13 protein-coding genes are annotated in these 15,608 nt (G+C 58.0%); 1 reads left to right on the top strand and 12 read right to left on the bottom strand.

Annotated elements, in window-relative coordinates; genetic code table 11:
• Positions 1-187: 187 nt before the first annotated feature.
• A complete protein-coding gene (locus tag DJ564_RS00225; protein WP_109626748.1) occupies positions 188-577 on the bottom strand; it encodes a helicase in 390 nt (129 codons plus the stop codon).
• 482 nt (positions 578-1,059) lie between these two features.
• On the opposite strand from DJ564_RS00225, the gene DJ564_RS00230 reads away from it, so the two are divergent.
• On the top strand, positions 1,060-1,443 hold the full coding sequence (locus DJ564_RS00230; RefSeq protein WP_109626750.1) for a DUF6124 family protein: 384 nt from the start codon (positions 1,060-1,062) through the stop codon (positions 1,441-1,443).
• Positions 1,444-1,490: 47 nt separating this feature from the next.
• Here the strand turns inward: DJ564_RS00230 and DJ564_RS00235 are convergent, their stop codons facing one another.
• The 11 genes from DJ564_RS00235 to tagH form a co-directional block, all read right to left on the bottom strand.
• Complete coding sequence (locus DJ564_RS00235) at positions 1,491-2,084, bottom strand: hypothetical protein (protein ID WP_109626752.1); 594 nt, start codon at positions 2,082-2,084, stop codon at positions 1,491-1,493.
• 187 nt (positions 2,085-2,271) lie between these two features.
• Entirely contained in the window at positions 2,272-3,147 is an 876-nt protein-coding gene (locus DJ564_RS00240) for a hypothetical protein (protein ID WP_109626753.1), read from the bottom strand.
• Positions 3,144-4,151 (bottom strand): DUF2515 family protein, encoded by a 1,008-nt coding sequence (locus DJ564_RS00245; RefSeq protein WP_109626755.1) that lies wholly within the window; start codon positions 4,149-4,151, stop codon positions 3,144-3,146. Before DJ564_RS00245 ends, DJ564_RS00240 begins: the two co-directional genes overlap by 4 nt.
• Complete coding sequence (gene tssI, locus DJ564_RS00250; RefSeq protein WP_109626757.1) at positions 4,148-6,373, bottom strand: type VI secretion system tip protein TssI/VgrG; 2,226 nt, start codon at positions 6,371-6,373, stop codon at positions 4,148-4,150. Before tssI ends, DJ564_RS00245 begins: the two co-directional genes overlap by 4 nt.
• A 28-nt stretch (positions 6,374-6,401) precedes the next feature.
• Positions 6,402-7,403 (bottom strand): serine/threonine-protein kinase, encoded by a 1,002-nt coding sequence (locus DJ564_RS00255; protein ID WP_162556155.1) that lies wholly within the window; start codon positions 7,401-7,403, stop codon positions 6,402-6,404.
• Positions 7,400-8,128, bottom strand: a complete 729-nt coding sequence (locus DJ564_RS00260) for a PP2C family serine/threonine-protein phosphatase (RefSeq protein ID WP_109626759.1) — start codon at positions 8,126-8,128, stop codon at positions 7,400-7,402. Before DJ564_RS00260 ends, DJ564_RS00255 begins: the two co-directional genes overlap by 4 nt.
• Positions 8,128-11,667: a type VI secretion system membrane subunit TssM gene (gene tssM / locus DJ564_RS00265; RefSeq protein WP_109626761.1), complete on the bottom strand. Its 3,540-nt coding sequence runs from the start codon at positions 11,665-11,667 to the stop codon at positions 8,128-8,130. Before tssM ends, DJ564_RS00260 begins: the two co-directional genes overlap by 1 nt.
• A 13-nt stretch (positions 11,668-11,680) precedes the next feature.
• A complete protein-coding gene (icmH, locus tag DJ564_RS00270; protein ID WP_010465262.1) occupies positions 11,681-12,556 on the bottom strand; it encodes a type IVB secretion system protein IcmH/DotU in 876 nt (291 codons plus the stop codon).
• Between the two features lie 5 nt (positions 12,557-12,561).
• Positions 12,562-13,893, bottom strand: a complete 1,332-nt coding sequence (tssK, locus tag DJ564_RS00275) for a type VI secretion system baseplate subunit TssK (protein WP_109626763.1) — start codon at positions 13,891-13,893, stop codon at positions 12,562-12,564.
• A 2-nt stretch (positions 13,894-13,895) separates the two neighbouring features.
• Entirely contained in the window at positions 13,896-14,396 is a 501-nt protein-coding gene (gene tssJ / locus DJ564_RS00280; protein WP_094469961.1) for a type VI secretion system lipoprotein TssJ, read from the bottom strand.
• Positions 14,397-14,401: 5 nt separating this feature from the next.
• On the bottom strand, positions 14,402-15,598 hold the full coding sequence (gene tagH, locus DJ564_RS00285) for a type VI secretion system-associated FHA domain protein TagH (protein WP_109626765.1): 1,197 nt from the start codon (positions 15,596-15,598) through the stop codon (positions 14,402-14,404).
• Between the last annotated feature and the right edge of the window lie 10 nt (positions 15,599-15,608).

Raw genomic sequence — 15,608 nt, forward strand, 5'->3', positions numbered from 1 at the left:
ATGAATCCAACTCAATCCACCTGAATGACACTGAACCCTGTGGCGAGGGGACTTGTCCCCGTTCGGCTGCGCAGCAGTCGCAAACCCCGCCAACACGGTACGCCTGATACAACACAGTCTCAGGCTTTAGGGCCGCTTCGCAGCCCAACGAGGATAAATCCCCTCGCCACAGGGTTAACCATCAACCTCAAGCCTTGGCTTTAGCCTTCGCCTTGCGCGGCTTCAAATACTTGGTCAACCCCTGAAACCAGATCACCAGCGCCGGGTTGCCCTTGATCTGAATCGACTTGTCCTGAATCCCCGTCATAAACGCCAGCTGCTTGTTCTTCGCCTGCATCGTGGCAAAGCCATACGCCGCATCTTTGAACGCAATCGCAAACGCCGGCTCGGCATACACGCCGGACTTGCTGGTAATGCGCTGATCCTTCACAAAGAAATGCCGCGCCACTTTCCCGTCCTGGGTCTGTAATTGGAATACAAGCTCCTTGTCACCCAACTGCTGTTGAAATGCAGGATTAGTCCGACTGGCTTTACCCATCAACAAACCCAGCATCCACAGAAGAAAACGAAATTTCATGCGCACAGCCTCAAAAGGAAAATGAACGGCCGGCGCAGTGTAGCGGCTTCAAGCGAGAACGCCACTGTTGTGCAGCGATAGGAGAAGATGCCGGGGTTTTTGACGCTGATGACTACCAAGTCATTGACGAAACTCGAGTGTTTAAAAGCGTGAATATTTTGATCTTTCTACGCTCGACTCCATAGGACATTTCCTTCAACACGTGGCGCTGTTCATGAACTAGGCAGCCCTCGGCTTCATCGATAGTCTTTTCTCGTCGCCGCAAAATCGGTGACACGGACGTGCAAGTCCGGTCTGGAACACTTTCGTTATGGCTATTGACCGAGCATTTTCTTATGCTCGCGAATCGTTATGGCGACTGTGTGTGGGAGACCTTCGGGTCTGCCGGAGTTCCGGACCGGTCTTGCACACCTATACACAGTTGCCACCTCTTTCGAAGTGCGAGCGAAACGGTGTCAGCTCCAATTTCCGGAAGATACCTAATGATCAAGCCAACACCGAATCCACCTGAACACGAAGACACATCTCCCTACGAATCCTTCGATTCGAAAAAACTCCACGAAGCCGCTGAGCGCGCCCTCGATCTTCACCTCGGCACACCTCCGGATAAAAATTCCAAACGTCGCAATGGCGGTCTCTTCATCGTCGCTCCCGACCTCCACACCGAAACCCTCCTGGCCAACGCTTCGGAAGACCTGCTATCCATCAGCGCTATCGCCGCTGACCTGGCCGACGGTGTTGAAGGCTCACGCCGCTCCGTCGCACTGGCACTCAGCAGAATGGCGGACGGTGTGCATCTGTTAGTGGAACGAGCGCTGGATCACATTGATTCGCCGAATCCGGCGGAGCATCGGGCCAAGGTGTAGAAGGAAATGAGGGGATGGGTTTAGTCTTAAAACTCATCCCCTTTTATCTAGTTCGCCAACTTCAAAAGCCGATGCACCAACATCTCGCCGGGACTCCAATCACGCAGGGTCGGCAATAACCCCTTGTTCCGACTTTTTTCGTAATCGTCCGCGCCCTCCGGAACGACCAGTTCATCCCACACAAAGTAGACCTTCGCAACAATGCCCGTTTGCACGTAATACTCGGGCGACTCTCCTCGCGCATCCGTTTCAAAATAGGCGGGAACCGGGTTATTTGAGAACACCATCGCCATGTTTACGTGCTTCACAGGTGAGTCCGGGCCAGCGAGAATCCTGACTTGAACAACTGAAGTCGGAGGAAACACCGACATCCAAAGGTCATCGACTTGGCCAAGGTCCACGATGCCCGGTAGAACTGGAGCAAGCAGACTGAGATTCACCAAATCCCAATCGTCTCCACCCGCACGCAGAGAAACAATGGGCTCTTGATCAGAAAAATCGGCGATCTCCTGGCTGACCAGCGCAATGTCATTCTCGATATGGTTTTCTACGACACCGCTCAGGGTACCGCTATCGCGACTGGCATCACCGCATGCGCAGAGCAGAAGAAAAGAAAGTAACCAAAAAAGCTTCATTAGCATTACAACTCCTGACCATCAACTTAAATTTTGGAGACTGGTAGCTCTCTTCAATATCTACCCCCGTAAAAACAAAGAAAAACAAAGGGGACGGATTTATTTACTGATGAGCGCCCCACAAAACAATAAGGTCAGTTAATAAATCCGCCCTCTTTTCCCTCCAATTAAATAAATACAGCCACTTTCATAATTAGTTAAGCGCTTGAATGGTAGGATCCTTATAACTTGAATCAACCTCTATACCCGCATCCGCTGCTTTCTCCTCAAGGTCGCGCCGCTGTTTCTTATATTTTAAAAGAAGACCAGGTAGCAGCTCTTTCCAGCGTTTCTTATCTTCTTCCTTACCAAACGCAGACCTCCAGTATGCACTTTCACTTTTAAATGTCAGCGTAATGAGATACGTCGCGCGATCATTTGGCGCATCGTCAGAGTCTCGTCGCCAAGCCCTTAGCGTCAGGTAGGTACCGTCGTTATAAAAATGCCAATTGTAGAATTTACCTATCTCCAGCCACTTATCCAGGCTTATTTCGTAATCGGGATCTAACCATGGATGACTCATCACATAGCTGCCTAATACCTCGGCCGGAGAGGCTATTTTTTCAAGTTGAGAGCCTGATATTCGCGGATCAGATGGCGCGTAATAATTGGACCACCCGGAATTCTTAATCACCTTTATAAAATCATATATAAAAGCCTGATACTCTTCATGCCGACTATTGCTTGGAATACTTCTAATAGTCAATTCCAGATTTTCAACGGCCTCACTCACATCTTGATTGACAGCTATCTTTACGCCGACAACCTGATCAATGTGCAAGGTCTTATTCACAACGACTGATGGAAGATCATCATCACCAAATGATTTGTCAAATTTGTAAAAACACATATTTGCTTGAAGCAAACAATCCTGAAGAAACGTTACAGGACTATTGGACATTACGTCCTTGACAGTCTCACTCATTTGAATTTCAATTAACGGTTTTTTTGACATGGAGTCACTCCCGGCGTCACTAGCATCGCCACACGCGCCAAGTAAAAGAAAAGAAAGAAGCCAATATTTTTTCATGTTGCGGCCTTCCAGGTTGCGATAGTCTCTATCTCACCTTCCATATAGACCTGCTTTTCTTCCATTAATAAATGGTATTGACTAGCGATATCGCCAATAAACTTCATCCGATCATCTTCACTGTATAAACTTCCCTTTTCCATTTGGACGCGTAGCTCTGGCGCTTTAACATCACAAGCAGTACTAAAAGCAGCTACTCGCACAGGAACAAACGGGGCCCATTCAAACCCTGCTTGCATCCACAGTGTCGCCTGAAATAAATAGTCATTATAAATAAGCGGCTGCAGAATTCTACGCTGCTCATGATCAGCAATAGAAAGAAGGGATTGCAACTGCAAGTCTCTTTTGGCCACAAGGTTAGTAGTCGTTTCAAATCGTTTAATGTACCCGAACCCATCCATTACGTCAGGTGTCGATTTAAGGTTTTTTAATATGGGCAACGCCTCATCTGCCCAAGGCAAACTGTCCATATTCATCTGCACTTGTGCATCACAACTTTTCGCATTGCGAACGGGCGCACAGCTCTCAAACTGCTCCGGATATTTCTTATAAAACCAATGCCAGACAAAGATATCTTGAAATAACCAGAAATTGCCTTTCCCTAGCCCTTTCTTGCCAATCCTCAATGGCGGCTGGCCAACAGGTGGCACTCCAATCGTCAGGTAAGGTTCTGCCGGAATAAAATCCAAACCGCACTTAACCTGTTTACTGGCAAAAGCTGCCAATCCCATCCAATAAAACCGACCTTTTAAATCTGGCTTTCCGTCTTCACCGCGCTCCAAATAAAACTCAGCATAAGCAGCAGCGATCCGCGCAGCTCGAGCACCAAAATCCGAAACCAAAACCGTTTTTGTCGACTTAGAAAAAAAGGTTTTTTCCGGAATACTTAAACGGCTAATCGCTTCCTGCTGCCCCATCGTCCACAGCTTGTCGCACTTCAACGCGATCTCTTGAATTGAACAACTCTGGGTGTTCGTTTTAAAAGTAGCTACGGGTGCACTCATTTATTTCTACTCGCTTCGTAATCGTCAGAGCCTGGCGGAACAATCAGTTCGTCCCACATAAGGTGGACTTCAGCCGTTTCTTCAACGTCGGTTTCGATCCGCGGGTGAAGGCCGTCTGCATTACTTCTGGAAATTTTTGGTGCGACCGACGAAGGCACAATAATTGCTGCTTTCACAGACTTGATTGGTTTCCCGGTCCCGGTCACAAAACGAATCTGCTCATCGAATTTTTCACTGTTTGCCGTACCGGATTTAAGCGTGTTCCCCGCCCGAGCCTGATCCGCAATCAACGGCAAACCCGGTATCAAAATACCAATCCCCGTCCCACTCCCCGCCGAACCGCCAGCATTGATCTTGATCACCGGTCCAACAACCGTAATCCCGCCAGCGTCGAGTTTGATAAAGCTCCCACCCGCCTTCACGGTGAGCTCCATCCCAGCCTCAATCACAATCTTGTCCCCAGCCTTCAGATGAATCTCTTTCCCAACACTAGTCAGCTGCGCAGTCCCCAACTTCACATGCTGGTTCTGCCCAATCGTCAGGTGGTCATCCATCCGCGCTTCAGTCTTGCGATCCGCAATCGTGGTCCGATGCTCTTCCGCCTTCAACTCGGTGTAAGTGTTCTTCACCACCGTATCGTGACGTTCATTGCCGACCCGAATCTTCTGATCATGCTCAATGTTTTCATCCCAATCCCGCTGGGCATGGATGAAGATCTGCTCGGCGCCTTTCTTGTCTTCAATGCGCAGTTCGTTGTACCCACCACCGCCCGGTGAGCTGAGGGTTTTGAACACGGTGCGAGTCTTGTTCGCCGGCAGTTCGTAGGGAACCTGGTTTTCCTTGTGATACAGGCACCCAGTCACCAACGGCTGATCGGGATCACCCTCAAGGAACGTAACGAGCACTTCCATGCCGATACGCGGAATGACGATGGCGCCATACCGATCCCCGGCCCAACTCGAAGACACGCGCATCCAGCAGCTGGTTTTGTCGTCCGCCAACCCTTCGCGGTCCCAGTGGAATTGCACTTTGATGCGGCCGTATTGGTCGCAGTGAATCTCTTCGCCTTTGGGCCCGGTGACCATGGCGGTCTGGCTGCCGAGTACGCGGGGCTTTGGATGTTCCAGCGCGGGGCGGTAGAACACGGTCCATGGGGTGGCGAGGAAGCGGTTGCGGTAGCCCTGGTGGAAGTCGTCTTTGTTGTCGGTGGTGTCGCTGGTCACGGACTCTTCGAGGACTTGCGGTTGTTTGCCTTCGTGGACGATTTCGGTGAGCAGCCAGAGGTCGTTCCACTCGGTGCGCGGGTGGTCGGACATTTCCAGGAAGTGGCCGCTGACCAGAGTGGTCTGATCGCTTTTCCCTTCGGCTTGCTGGTAGTCGGCGCGGTGGCGTTCGAGGGCGCGTTGGCTGAGGAATTTGCCGCGCGCGCGGTCGAGGAAGCGGCCGGGGTAGTCGTAATCTTCGAGGTCGGGCTCGGTACTTTCGCCGTCGGGTTTGTACGCGGCTTCAAGTTGCAGGCGCGGCTTTTCGAAATCGTAGTCGCGGCGGGTGACGCGGCCGGTGCGGGTTTCGAGGCGCAGTTTGAAGCCTTTGATCACCGGTTCGTCAGCGACCATGCCGCTGCCTTGCACGTAGGCCGTTGGCTGGCCGAGTTTGGGGAATACGGTCTGGTCGTCGCCGAAGACCAGCAGATGACCTTTCTCGCTGTGCTGGAAGTGGTAGTGAATGCCTTCCTCTTCGCACAGGCGCTGGACGAAGTGCAGGTCGGTTTCGTCGTATTGCACGCAGTAGTCGCGGTCCGGGCAGGGCTGGCTGAGCTGGAAGCGGTAGGCGTTGCCCTTGATGCCGTGCTCGTCGAGGATCAGCGCGATGATTTTCGGCGCGGACATCTGCTGGTAGATGCGCTGGTTGGTGCGGTGATGCAGGTATTGCAGTTGTGGCACCAGGGAGACTTTGTAGCGGGTCAGGCGCTTGCCGGCATCGCCTTGGGCGACGCGGTAGATCTGACCGTGGATGCCGGAACCCTGCGGATCGAACGCCAGGAACGCCTGTTTGTGCAGGAGTTTTTCCAGGTCCAGATCGGGGTTTTCGCTGACCAGTTCGAGGTCGAAGCGATACGGCTGGCTGATGCCTTCGGTGCCGGTGAACGACAGCACTTGCAGGTCGCCGACGTAGTCTTCGACGGTCAGGCTGAAGTGGGTTTCGTTAGCGGAGTTGAACATTGCTTGCTCCCTGTTCGGTAGTCATCCGTTACGCCCGCAGTCGCAGGCGTTGCAGCAAAGACGAAGTGGCGCCCAGGGCGTCACGCAATTGGGCGGCGGTGATGGTGCGCTTGGCCGCATCGAAAGCCAGCGCCGTTCGCAGCGCTGGCCAGCAGTGTTTCGGTAGATTCCGTGGAGCGTGCAGCTCGCGTTCGAGGTGGCCGTCGCGGGCTTCGGTCGAGGGCAAGCGGCGGAACGGGTGTTTGCCACCCGCCAGTTCGTAGAGCACGCAGGCCACGCCGTAGACATCTGCACTGGCCGACAGCGGTTGGCCTTCAAGCAGTTCGGGGGCGGCGTAGCCGGGGGTCCAGGCGTTGAAGCGATCGCGGCTCAGGTGTGGCAGGCCGGGCAGGATGCCTTCTTCGGCCTGGCCGAGGCCGAAGTCGAACAGGCGCACGCCTTCTTCGCTGAGCATCACGTTGCTCGGCTTCATGTCACCGTGCAGCACGCCGCGAGCGTGGGCGTAGGCCAGCGCGTCGAGCAGCGGCAGCGCGATGTCGCGCAGTTCTTTCCACGGCAGGCCCAAGGGGCGCTCGCAGAGTAATTTATCCAGGGTCAGCCCACGCATGAGTTCCATGGTGATGAAGGCGCGCTGGCAGTCGGTGTCCACTTCAAAGGTGTGAAAGCGCAGCACGTTGTCGTGGCGCAATCGTCGGGTCAGGGCGAACTCGCTGTAGAGCAAGGCGCTGGCGTCCGGCGATTCGGCAAATTCTTCGCTGAGGATTTTCAGCGCGATGTAAGGGTCGGGATCGCCGAACTGTTCGCTCAGCAAGTCCCGTGCGCGGTAAACCGCGCCCATGCCGCCGGCACCGAGCAGACGCTCGATGCGGTAACGGCCTGCGAGCACGTCGGGCATTTCGCCGACGCTGGCCTTGGTTGGCGCCAGCGCAGGTTCCGCCTGATGAGATTTGGCAAACGCAAAGTAAGTCAGGTTATTGGCTTCCTCGTCGGTCACCAGCAGGTCGTCGAGCGGCGGCATGAGTTGGGTCATTGTCGGATCACCACGGCAGTCAGGTTGTCCCGGGCCGAGCCACGCAGGGCGCCGTCGAACAGACGCTCCAGCGCAACGTGCGGCGCGGTCAGGCTCAGGGCATTGCCCAAGGCATCGCTGCTGAGCCCTTGGTACAAACCGTCGCTGCACAACAGAAACGTATCGCCGGGGTAAACCTCGAGCTCGAGCACGTCCAGCGTCAGCACATCAGCCGCCCCGACCGCGCGGGTCAGGGCATGGGCCGACGGATGCGCACGGGCGTCTTCGAGGCTCATGTTTTGCTCGTCGATCAGTTGCTGTTGCAGCGAATGGTCCTTGGACAGCTGATACAACCGCTGGCCACGCCACATATAGCAGCGGCTGTCGCCGGCCCAGATGCAGGCCGCGCGATTGCCGTCCACCAGCAGCGCCACCACGGTGCTGCCCATGATGCTGTCGTGGCGCCCGGCGGTGACGGTCAACTCCTGACCCAAGCGGCGATTCAACCAGTGCAGGCACTGGCGAATGCCTTTGAGTCGTTCGTCGAAGTCATCCTGCACCGGCAATTCCGCCAGGCTGGCGACGATCAACTGGCTGGCGATGTCGCCCCCCTGATGACCGCCCATGCCGTCCGCGACCACCCACAGCCCCTGCTGTGGACAGTCGAGAAAAGCATCTTCGTTGCGCGCCCGAACCTTGCCGGCGTCGGTACGCGCAGCGCTGCGCCAGGGACTGGCAACCAGCATCAGAGCTGCACCGGCATACGGAAGGTGCGCAGCACGCCCATGTCGAACGGGTTCGGCGTGCGCTGGCTGCTGAGCAGGTAATTTGCGCGCAGGCCGCCCACGTCCGCCTTGAGCACCATGACGTCGCGACCGTTCAGGTATTCGGTCTGCATCAGGTCGAACAAGCGGAACAGCGACCATGGGCCGGTGTTCTTTTCGATACCGATCGGGCGGCCGGCCATTTTGTCGAGGACCAGGCTGGTGCGTCCGTCTTCAGCGTCGGTCGGCCATTTGAACGACACCGGCACGATCGGGCCGTGGCGGTATTCGATGGTCTTGTCGCCAAACTTGAACTCGGAACGGCTGACGGCCGGGTCGAGGGTGTACGGCTCCAGTTTGAACTGCACTTGCGGCTCGGCCGGGTTGACCGAGAAGAAGCTCTGGCGGATCACTTGGGCCGCGGCCATCTGGTCGAGGTAGACCTTGGAGATCGGCATGCTGTGACCGTCGATGCTGCGCAGGCGGTAGTTACCTGGGTCGCCACTGACGAACGGACGCATGTAGGTCTCGAAGAAGCGATCGTTGATGCCCTGCGCCTTAAAGAACTCGCGGAAATCGCTGATCGCGACGTCGCTGGTGCTGTGGGCGCTGAACGGGTAACGCTTGTTGATCGCCTTGCCATAGAAGCTGTACAGCTCGCTCTGATAACGCTGGTTCAGGTACTGGTAGGAATCGTTGAGCACCAGACGCCAGGTGTCTTCGGCCAACACGTTGAACCACACGCTCACCGGACGCGGCAGGCGATTGGAGGCATTGCGCAGGGCGCTCAGCGCATCACGCTGGCCGCTCATGCGGGTCTTGGCCATTTCGAACGCGGCCTGATCCGGGGAACTGGCACGCGCCAGGCTCGCCAGTTGCAGTTGCAGGTCGTTGAGCGCCGCGAGTGCCGGGGTCAGATCAGCGGCCGGGCCGTTGTTGTCATCCAGCAAACGGTGCAGCGGTTCGAAGCGACGTTGCAGTGATTTCTTCGCGGTGTCCGGCAGGTTTTTCATCGCCGCCATTTCCGAAGCCTGGTCCGCTGCGGCCGACGCCAGTTTGCCGATTTTGCCCAACTTGCCTTTCTGATCGGCCAGTGCGCCAGCGGCATCAGCCGCTTGATCAGCCGGTTCGGCGTCTGCCGGGAACCGGGTATTCTCGCGCACTTCCACCAGCAGTTGCAGCACCGGGGAATTGGCAGAAGTCAGGCCCGCCAGTTGCTCGGCGCCCTCGCCCGCATCGTTGATCGGTGGCAAGGCCACCTGGCCGACCGCTTCACTCCAGAAGTTGGCGTAGTCGCGGAAGTACAGTTGCTCCAGTTCGACCATCAGGCGACGCAAGTCCATGCCGCTGATGCCCGTGCCTTCGCCCAGCACCCAGTTGTCACGCAGGATATCGGTGACCAGCGCACTGCCCTGGACCGAGAAATACTGCTGATAACCCTGTTGGGTGTAGAAGCCCGGGATCACGTAATCGGTGCCGACAAACAGTGAAGCCTGCGGCCCCATGTGTTGGCTCAAACGGTATTCCGGCAGGTTGCGAGCCTGCTCGCGCAGCATCCGGTAAACCACGTTGGCCAGCGATTCGCTGCGCAGCACCTGACGCGCTTGCGCCACCAGTTGATCGTTCAGCGGGTAGATAAACGGCTGCTTGAGCAAACGCTCGAAGTGCGTGTTCAAACCGTTCTGCACCGCGGTGTTGCCGGCGTAGCGCTGGGACCACTCGGTGGCGACCCAATCCTTGAGCCACGGCCCGTCGCGACGATCCTTCATGTTCAACATCAGGTACGCGCGCAGGCTGTTGAGCAGGCGCTCGCGGTCCTTCATGTTGGCGCGGATCTGCGCTTCCAGCAGGGTCGCGACCTTCGGCAGCAGTTGCGCTTCAAGCTCACGCTCGTAGGCGTCCTTGACCACCGGGTTGACCTCTTCACCTTGGAACAGGCCGCCACGTTCGTGGTACGACACATCACCTTTTTTCGGGAAGACCTGGGTCGCCGCGTAACTGCTATCGAGCGGTTTGAGCACCGCCATGGAATCATCGCGTGCGGTCAGGGCCGAGCGCTCTTGAGTCCAGTTGGTGGCCAGGTTGCGCAGGTTTTCCAGACGCTCGTAGTTGGCGGAGAAACCGCCCGCCCAGAGCATGCCGAACAGCGCCAGTGCCGCCAGTGCGCCCACGTACAGCGCACGTTGGCCCCAATGGATGCGGCTGCGTTCGCGCTTGTCCAGACCGGCCAGGTCGGCCTCGGGGAAAATCACCCGACTGAGCAAATGGTGAATGAACCGCGAACGGCCACTGCGCAAGGTCGGCAGCATGCCGGCGCTCATGCCCAGGCTCGCGCCGATGCCGGCGGTGGTCTGGTCCATCTCTTGAGTCAGGTGCGGTGCGCTGGTCAGGTAGAAACCGCGCAACTGGCTGACACGCTGGTAGCGGTTGCCGGTGAACGCCATGTCGACGAACAGGCACAGGCGCTCGCCGATCTGCCCCAGTTGATGCGGGAAGTCGAGAATGCGACCACGGCGCTGGGTGTCGCGCTCCTGGTGCATGCGCATGATCACCTGGCTGTTCAGGCGACGCAGCAGCTCTTCGAACTCGGCGCGCAGGACGGCGACGTCGGTGCCGCTCTGCTCTTTACGGAAGCTGGTGCCAAGCACCTGATCGCTTTCTTCGCGGGTAAGCTGATCGAAGAACTCGTCGAAACCGAGCAGCTTGTCCGCCTTGCTCAGCACCAGATAAACCGGCACATCAACGTGCAGTTTCTGATGCACGTCTTGCAGACGCGCACGCACCTGGCGAGCCAGGGTGTCGAGGTCCTGCTCGGTGTTGCCCAGCAGTAATTCAACCGGGATGGTCACCAGCACGCCGTTCAACGGACGGTTGCGGCGACGCTTGCGCAGCAGGTCGAGCAAGGTGCTCCAGGCACTGCCATCGACTTCGGCATCCGGCTGGGTCAGGTAACGCCCGGCGGTGTCGATCAGCACACCGTGGTCGGCGAAATACCAGTCGCAATGACGGGTGCCGAGGGTGTCCCGGGTCAGTTTGCGGTCGATCTTGTTGATCGGAAACTCAAGGCCCGAGAAGTCCAGCAGGCTGGTCTTGCCGCTGCCCTGCGGGCCGATCAGCAAGTACCACGGCAAATCACTGCGCCAGCGTTCGCTGCGACCGCGATACAGGCTCGAGGTCTTCAGGGTTTTCAACGCATCCTTGAAGCGCACACGAAGCTCTTTCTGCTCTTCGTCGATCAGCTCTTCACGGCGAATACGATCCTGGCCGTCTTCCGTGTCTTCAATGGCTTTCTTGCGTACGCCCGCGCGCCAGCTGACGAAGACCATGGTCAGGCCCCAGATCAGGAACAGCACACTGATGGTCAGCAGACGGGAGGTCGAACCTTCCCAGAACTTGTAGTCATCCACCGCCAGCAGCGGCCCGACGAACCACACCAGCAGCGCCAGAAACAGCACCACCAGCAAGGTCCAGACCCAGGTCTTGCGCAAGAATGCGCCGACTTTCTTGAAAAACTTTTTCATCACACGTCCCTGTTTACGGCTGCGACTGCGGCTGGACCGCGGCCGGATCTAGCTGCTGAAAAGGTTGCAGAACGGTTTCGCGTTGCTCGCCCAAGACCCAGGCGAAACCCGAATACATCACCACCAGGCAGACCACGGTGAACAGCACCACCATCCACGCCGGCACGATGCGCACCAGGCTGCGGCGCTGATCGTTCAAGCCTTCCCAGTGCGGCGAAAGCTCACGTGGCACGTCGCCGCGCAACTGACGAATCTGGCGATACAACGCGTCGCGGATGCCTTCGAGTTCGAGCATGCCGCGCGCTTGCACGCGGTACTTGCCTTCGAAACCGAGGGACAGGCACAGGTACATCAGCTCCAGCATCGGCAGGTGCTTGACCGGGTTTTTCGACAAGCGATCCAGCAGCTGGAAGAACTTCTCGCCGCCGAAGGTTTCGTTGTGGAAGCTGCTGAGCAGGCTCATCTGCGACCATTCGCTTTCGTTGCCCCACGGTGTGGTCACAACGGCTTCGTCGACCACGGTGCAGAGCACGTAACGCGCGGCCATCACCTGGCTGCTTTCGGCGCCGTTGTGCAGCGCGCGCACTTCAAACAGTTTCAGCCCGGCGGTCAGTCGCTCGTTGAGCGCGTACATGTCTTCGCGGGTGTCGCTGTGCTTGAGGCGCACCACTTCCGACAACAGATCGGACGCGGCGGCCACCAGCGAATTGAGGCTGATGTTGAAGGATTCCGCCGGGCGCAAACGCGCGGCGTAGATCATCCGTTCTTCGAGCTGTTCGAAACGCGGCGGTGCGGCGAAATCGGTTAGCGGGCTCGAAGCAGGGCCGTGGCCCTGACGGTCGAGCAGGACGGTTTTGTCGTCCTGGTTGTGTTCCATGTCCTTGATCATGTCAGTCAGTTCCTGATGGCCCAGAATTTCAGTTCAAGCTCGGCGAATTCGCCGGACACGTGGAACGCGAAGCCGCCGGAGCGCTCGAGTTGTGCCAGGTCTTCAGAACTGAGTTCGAGAATGAAATAGGTTTTGTTGGAGTGGAACGCGATCTGCCGTGGTGCCACCGGCAACGGTTTGACCTTGATGCCCGGCAGATGCAGGTTGACCAGTTGGCGGATGCGCTCCACCGGGCCGACCTTGAGGTGCGCCGGCAAGCGGTGGCGCAGTTCTTCGGAGTCGCAGTTGGCACTGGCCGCGAGCACGAACGAGGCCGAGCCCAGCAGTTTGTGGTCGTGCAACGGCGAGACGATGATGCCGTACTGACGCGCTTGCAGAACCAGTTCGATGGCGTGCTGTTCGAGCACCATCGACAGCACCTGACGAATCGCTTCCATCAGTTTGCGGAAGCTCGCACCCTGGTCGCTGTGCTGGTAACGGCTGTCCAGGCGCGGGCGTTTGCTGTCGCTTGAAAACGTCGCCAAGTCGCCGAGCATGGTCAGCAGCGTGCGGTACAACTCTTCCGGGTGAACCTGTTCCAGGCCGAGGTAGTGACGCAGCAGCAGTTCGGTGCGGTTGATCAGTTGCAGCATCATGAAGTCGCCGACTTCCGCGCCACCGACCTTGCCGTTGGAACGAATGCGCTCGGCGATGGTGTCACCACGGTGACCGAGCATGCTGATCACTTCTTTCAGGCACGACAGCAGGTAGCTGGAGGCATGCGCCTGAATGTAGGTCGGCACGAAATCCGGATCGAGGCTGATCACGCCATCGGGCGTGGTGTCCAGCACGTCGCAGATCTTCAGCTTCACGTAAGCCTGGTCGCTCTGCTGCTCGCCGAGCAACAGTTTGAAGTCCGGGCGACCGCAACTGACCTGGCTGGCGGAATCATCGCCCGCGTTGGAGTCGGCCACTTCCGCTTCGTACGCGGTGTAGCGCGCCAGCACGTCGGATTGCTCCGGGCGACGGGCCTCGATGTGGTTGCCGGTGACCAGCGGCAGTGCCAGGTAGATCGGCGTGTTGCCGGTGTTCGGCGGCACGTCGAGGGCCAACGGCTCGGTGTTGCCGCCGAGTTCGAACAGGCTGCCGTCCGGCAGAATCCCCGAGGCCTGGCTGATCACCAGTTTGCCCATGTTGAGGAACTGCAAATCGATTTCCAGGTTGAGGAAGCCCCAAGTGTAGCTGCCCAGCAACTGGGTGCGGGTCTTCATCTGGTGGTCGTAATAGCGGTCGTTATGCTGGAAGTGCTGCGGACGCAGCAGCATGCCTTCCTGCCAAATGACTTTATGGGAATTCATGTTCAGTCATCCGCCTTGGCGAGCGTTTCGTTGCTGTTGCGAATACCGGCCTGATCGAGGGTCAAGTCTGCGTCGGTGACTTCCACCGGAGTGACTTGCACCGTGTAGCGCCATTTGGTTTCCGGCAGATCGCGGTAGGCGGCGAGGATGCCGACGTAGCGGCTGCCCTCCTCCACGCTGAGCTTGAGTTCGACGGTTTCACCCGGGCGCAACTCGAGTTCTTCGCTGGCCACCAGGTCCGGGGCCAGGGATTCCTTGGCGCGCTCGTACAGGCTGAAGAAGTCGGCATTCTCGAAGGTCACCGGGTGCTTGAGCTCGAACAGACGCACGACGATCGGCGACGGACGACCGTTGAGGTCCGGGTTCAACTGATCGCTGGCGGTGAGCTTCAGGTTGAGCTTGGTGACGTGGGAATACGGCGACAGCGACGAGCAGCCGGCCAGCAGCACCAGGGCCGCGAACGCCGTCAGCGTCTTGAAAAAAGCGGTCGAGCAGCGAGACATGCGCATCATCCTTGGTGGTCGGTGTGAAGGGTGGAAATCAGACGGATCTGTTCTTCGTAGGCCTGAGCAAAGTCTCGGGCAAGCAGGCGCTCGCTCCAGTCATCGTCTTGGCGCAATGCCTGGTGATAACGGCCGTACGCTCTCCAACGGCTGCCGGACGTGGCCATAATCGGCTTGTTGTCGCGCTCGAAACGCAGGGTCAATTGCTCAGGCGAGAAGTGCTCCAGCGTGCCGCGAACGGCGGCGCGGCTGGCGGTCAGCAAGGCCACCTGGTGCGCCTGCAAATCACGGAACGAGCGAGAGATCGCCTGCTCGGCCGGCAACTGGCCCGGCTTGTTCGGCTGCAACAAAATGCCCAGCGCTTCACCGGCATCAACGGCGAATTTCAGCGGGTTTTTATTCGTGCCTTGAACGATGGTCTGGGCCAGGCGCAGTTCGTTTTTCAGCTCACTGCGGGTGCGCAGGCTCTGCTGCAAACCGCCGACGCTCTGCTTGAGCAGGCGTGCGGCGTTCAGCGCCAGGGCTTCGCGGGCGTCGTGGTCGAGGCCTTTGAGGTCCACGCCCAGTGCCGCGCCGAAGTGCTCCCAGAAACCTTCGCTCTGACGCTCGACGGCTTTCGGTGCCGGGGCTGGCTCGGGTTCTGCCGGGGCGTTGATCAGCTCCGGAACCATCAGGCTTTCCATGTCGATGCGCGCGTAGTCGGCGCGCTGACGGGTGTCCTGTGGAGCATTGTTTGGCGAGATCAGCTCGTCGATTTCCGAGTACACGCGCTCTTGCTGATCGAGGGCGTTCAACGGGTCGAGGTCGAGGAACGCATCGTCCGGGATGATGCTCCCCGCCGCTTGCGGACGGCCGACTTCCACGTCGAAGGTCGCCGGGTCACGCACCAGTCGCGCACGGATCTCGAAATCACCCAGCACGTACACGCTGCCGTGCTCGATGCGCATCGCTTCACCCTTGCGCAGGCGCGCGCCGCTTTCGCTGTCCTGGATACCGTTGCTGCTGGTATCGGTCAGGAAAAACGTGCCTTCGCGGTAGCTGATCACCGCGTGGTGGTTGGACAGGTGACGCTTGCGATCAGGAATGATCCAGTCGCAGTCCTCGCCACGCCCGATCACGCCACCGGCCTGCTTGAAGGTCTTCTGGCACAAATCCGTGGGCACGAACTGCTTGGTGTTCAGCATTTCGAAAACCAGTTCCATGGTGATACTC

It is taken from the genome of Pseudomonas sp. 31-12 (assembly GCF_003151075.1).
GTDB lineage: Bacteria > Pseudomonadota > Gammaproteobacteria > Pseudomonadales > Pseudomonadaceae > Aquipseudomonas.

Excerpts from the sequence above, each read along its gene's own strand:
- DJ564_RS00225 (WP_109626748.1), bottom strand. The coding sequence starts at position 577 with ATGAAATTTCGTTTTCTTCTGTGGATGCTGGGTTTGTTGATGGGTAAA.
- DJ564_RS00230 (WP_109626750.1), top strand. The coding sequence starts at position 1,060 with ATGATCAAGCCAACACCGAATCCACCTGAACACGAAGACACATCTCCC.
- DJ564_RS00235 (WP_109626752.1), bottom strand. The coding sequence starts at position 2,084 with ATGCTAATGAAGCTTTTTTGGTTACTTTCTTTTCTTCTGCTCTGCGCA.
- DJ564_RS00240 (WP_109626753.1), bottom strand. The coding sequence starts at position 3,147 with ATGAAAAAATATTGGCTTCTTTCTTTTCTTTTACTTGGCGCGTGTGGC.
- DJ564_RS00245 (WP_109626755.1), bottom strand. The coding sequence starts at position 4,151 with ATGAGTGCACCCGTAGCTACTTTTAAAACGAACACCCAGAGTTGTTCA.
- tssI (WP_109626757.1), bottom strand. The coding sequence starts at position 6,373 with ATGTTCAACTCCGCTAACGAAACCCACTTCAGCCTGACCGTCGAAGAC.
- DJ564_RS00255 (WP_162556155.1), bottom strand. The coding sequence starts at position 7,403 with ATGACCCAACTCATGCCGCCGCTCGACGACCTGCTGGTGACCGACGAG.
- DJ564_RS00260 (WP_109626759.1), bottom strand. The coding sequence starts at position 8,128 with ATGCTGGTTGCCAGTCCCTGGCGCAGCGCTGCGCGTACCGACGCCGGC.
- tssM (WP_109626761.1), bottom strand. The coding sequence starts at position 11,667 with ATGAAAAAGTTTTTCAAGAAAGTCGGCGCATTCTTGCGCAAGACCTGG.
- icmH (WP_010465262.1), bottom strand. The coding sequence starts at position 12,556 with ATGATCAAGGACATGGAACACAACCAGGACGACAAAACCGTCCTGCTC.
- tssK (WP_109626763.1), bottom strand. The coding sequence starts at position 13,893 with ATGAATTCCCATAAAGTCATTTGGCAGGAAGGCATGCTGCTGCGTCCG.
- tssJ (WP_094469961.1), bottom strand. The coding sequence starts at position 14,396 with ATGTCTCGCTGCTCGACCGCTTTTTTCAAGACGCTGACGGCGTTCGCG.
- tagH (WP_109626765.1), bottom strand. The coding sequence starts at position 15,598 with ATGGAACTGGTTTTCGAAATGCTGAACACCAAGCAGTTCGTGCCCACG.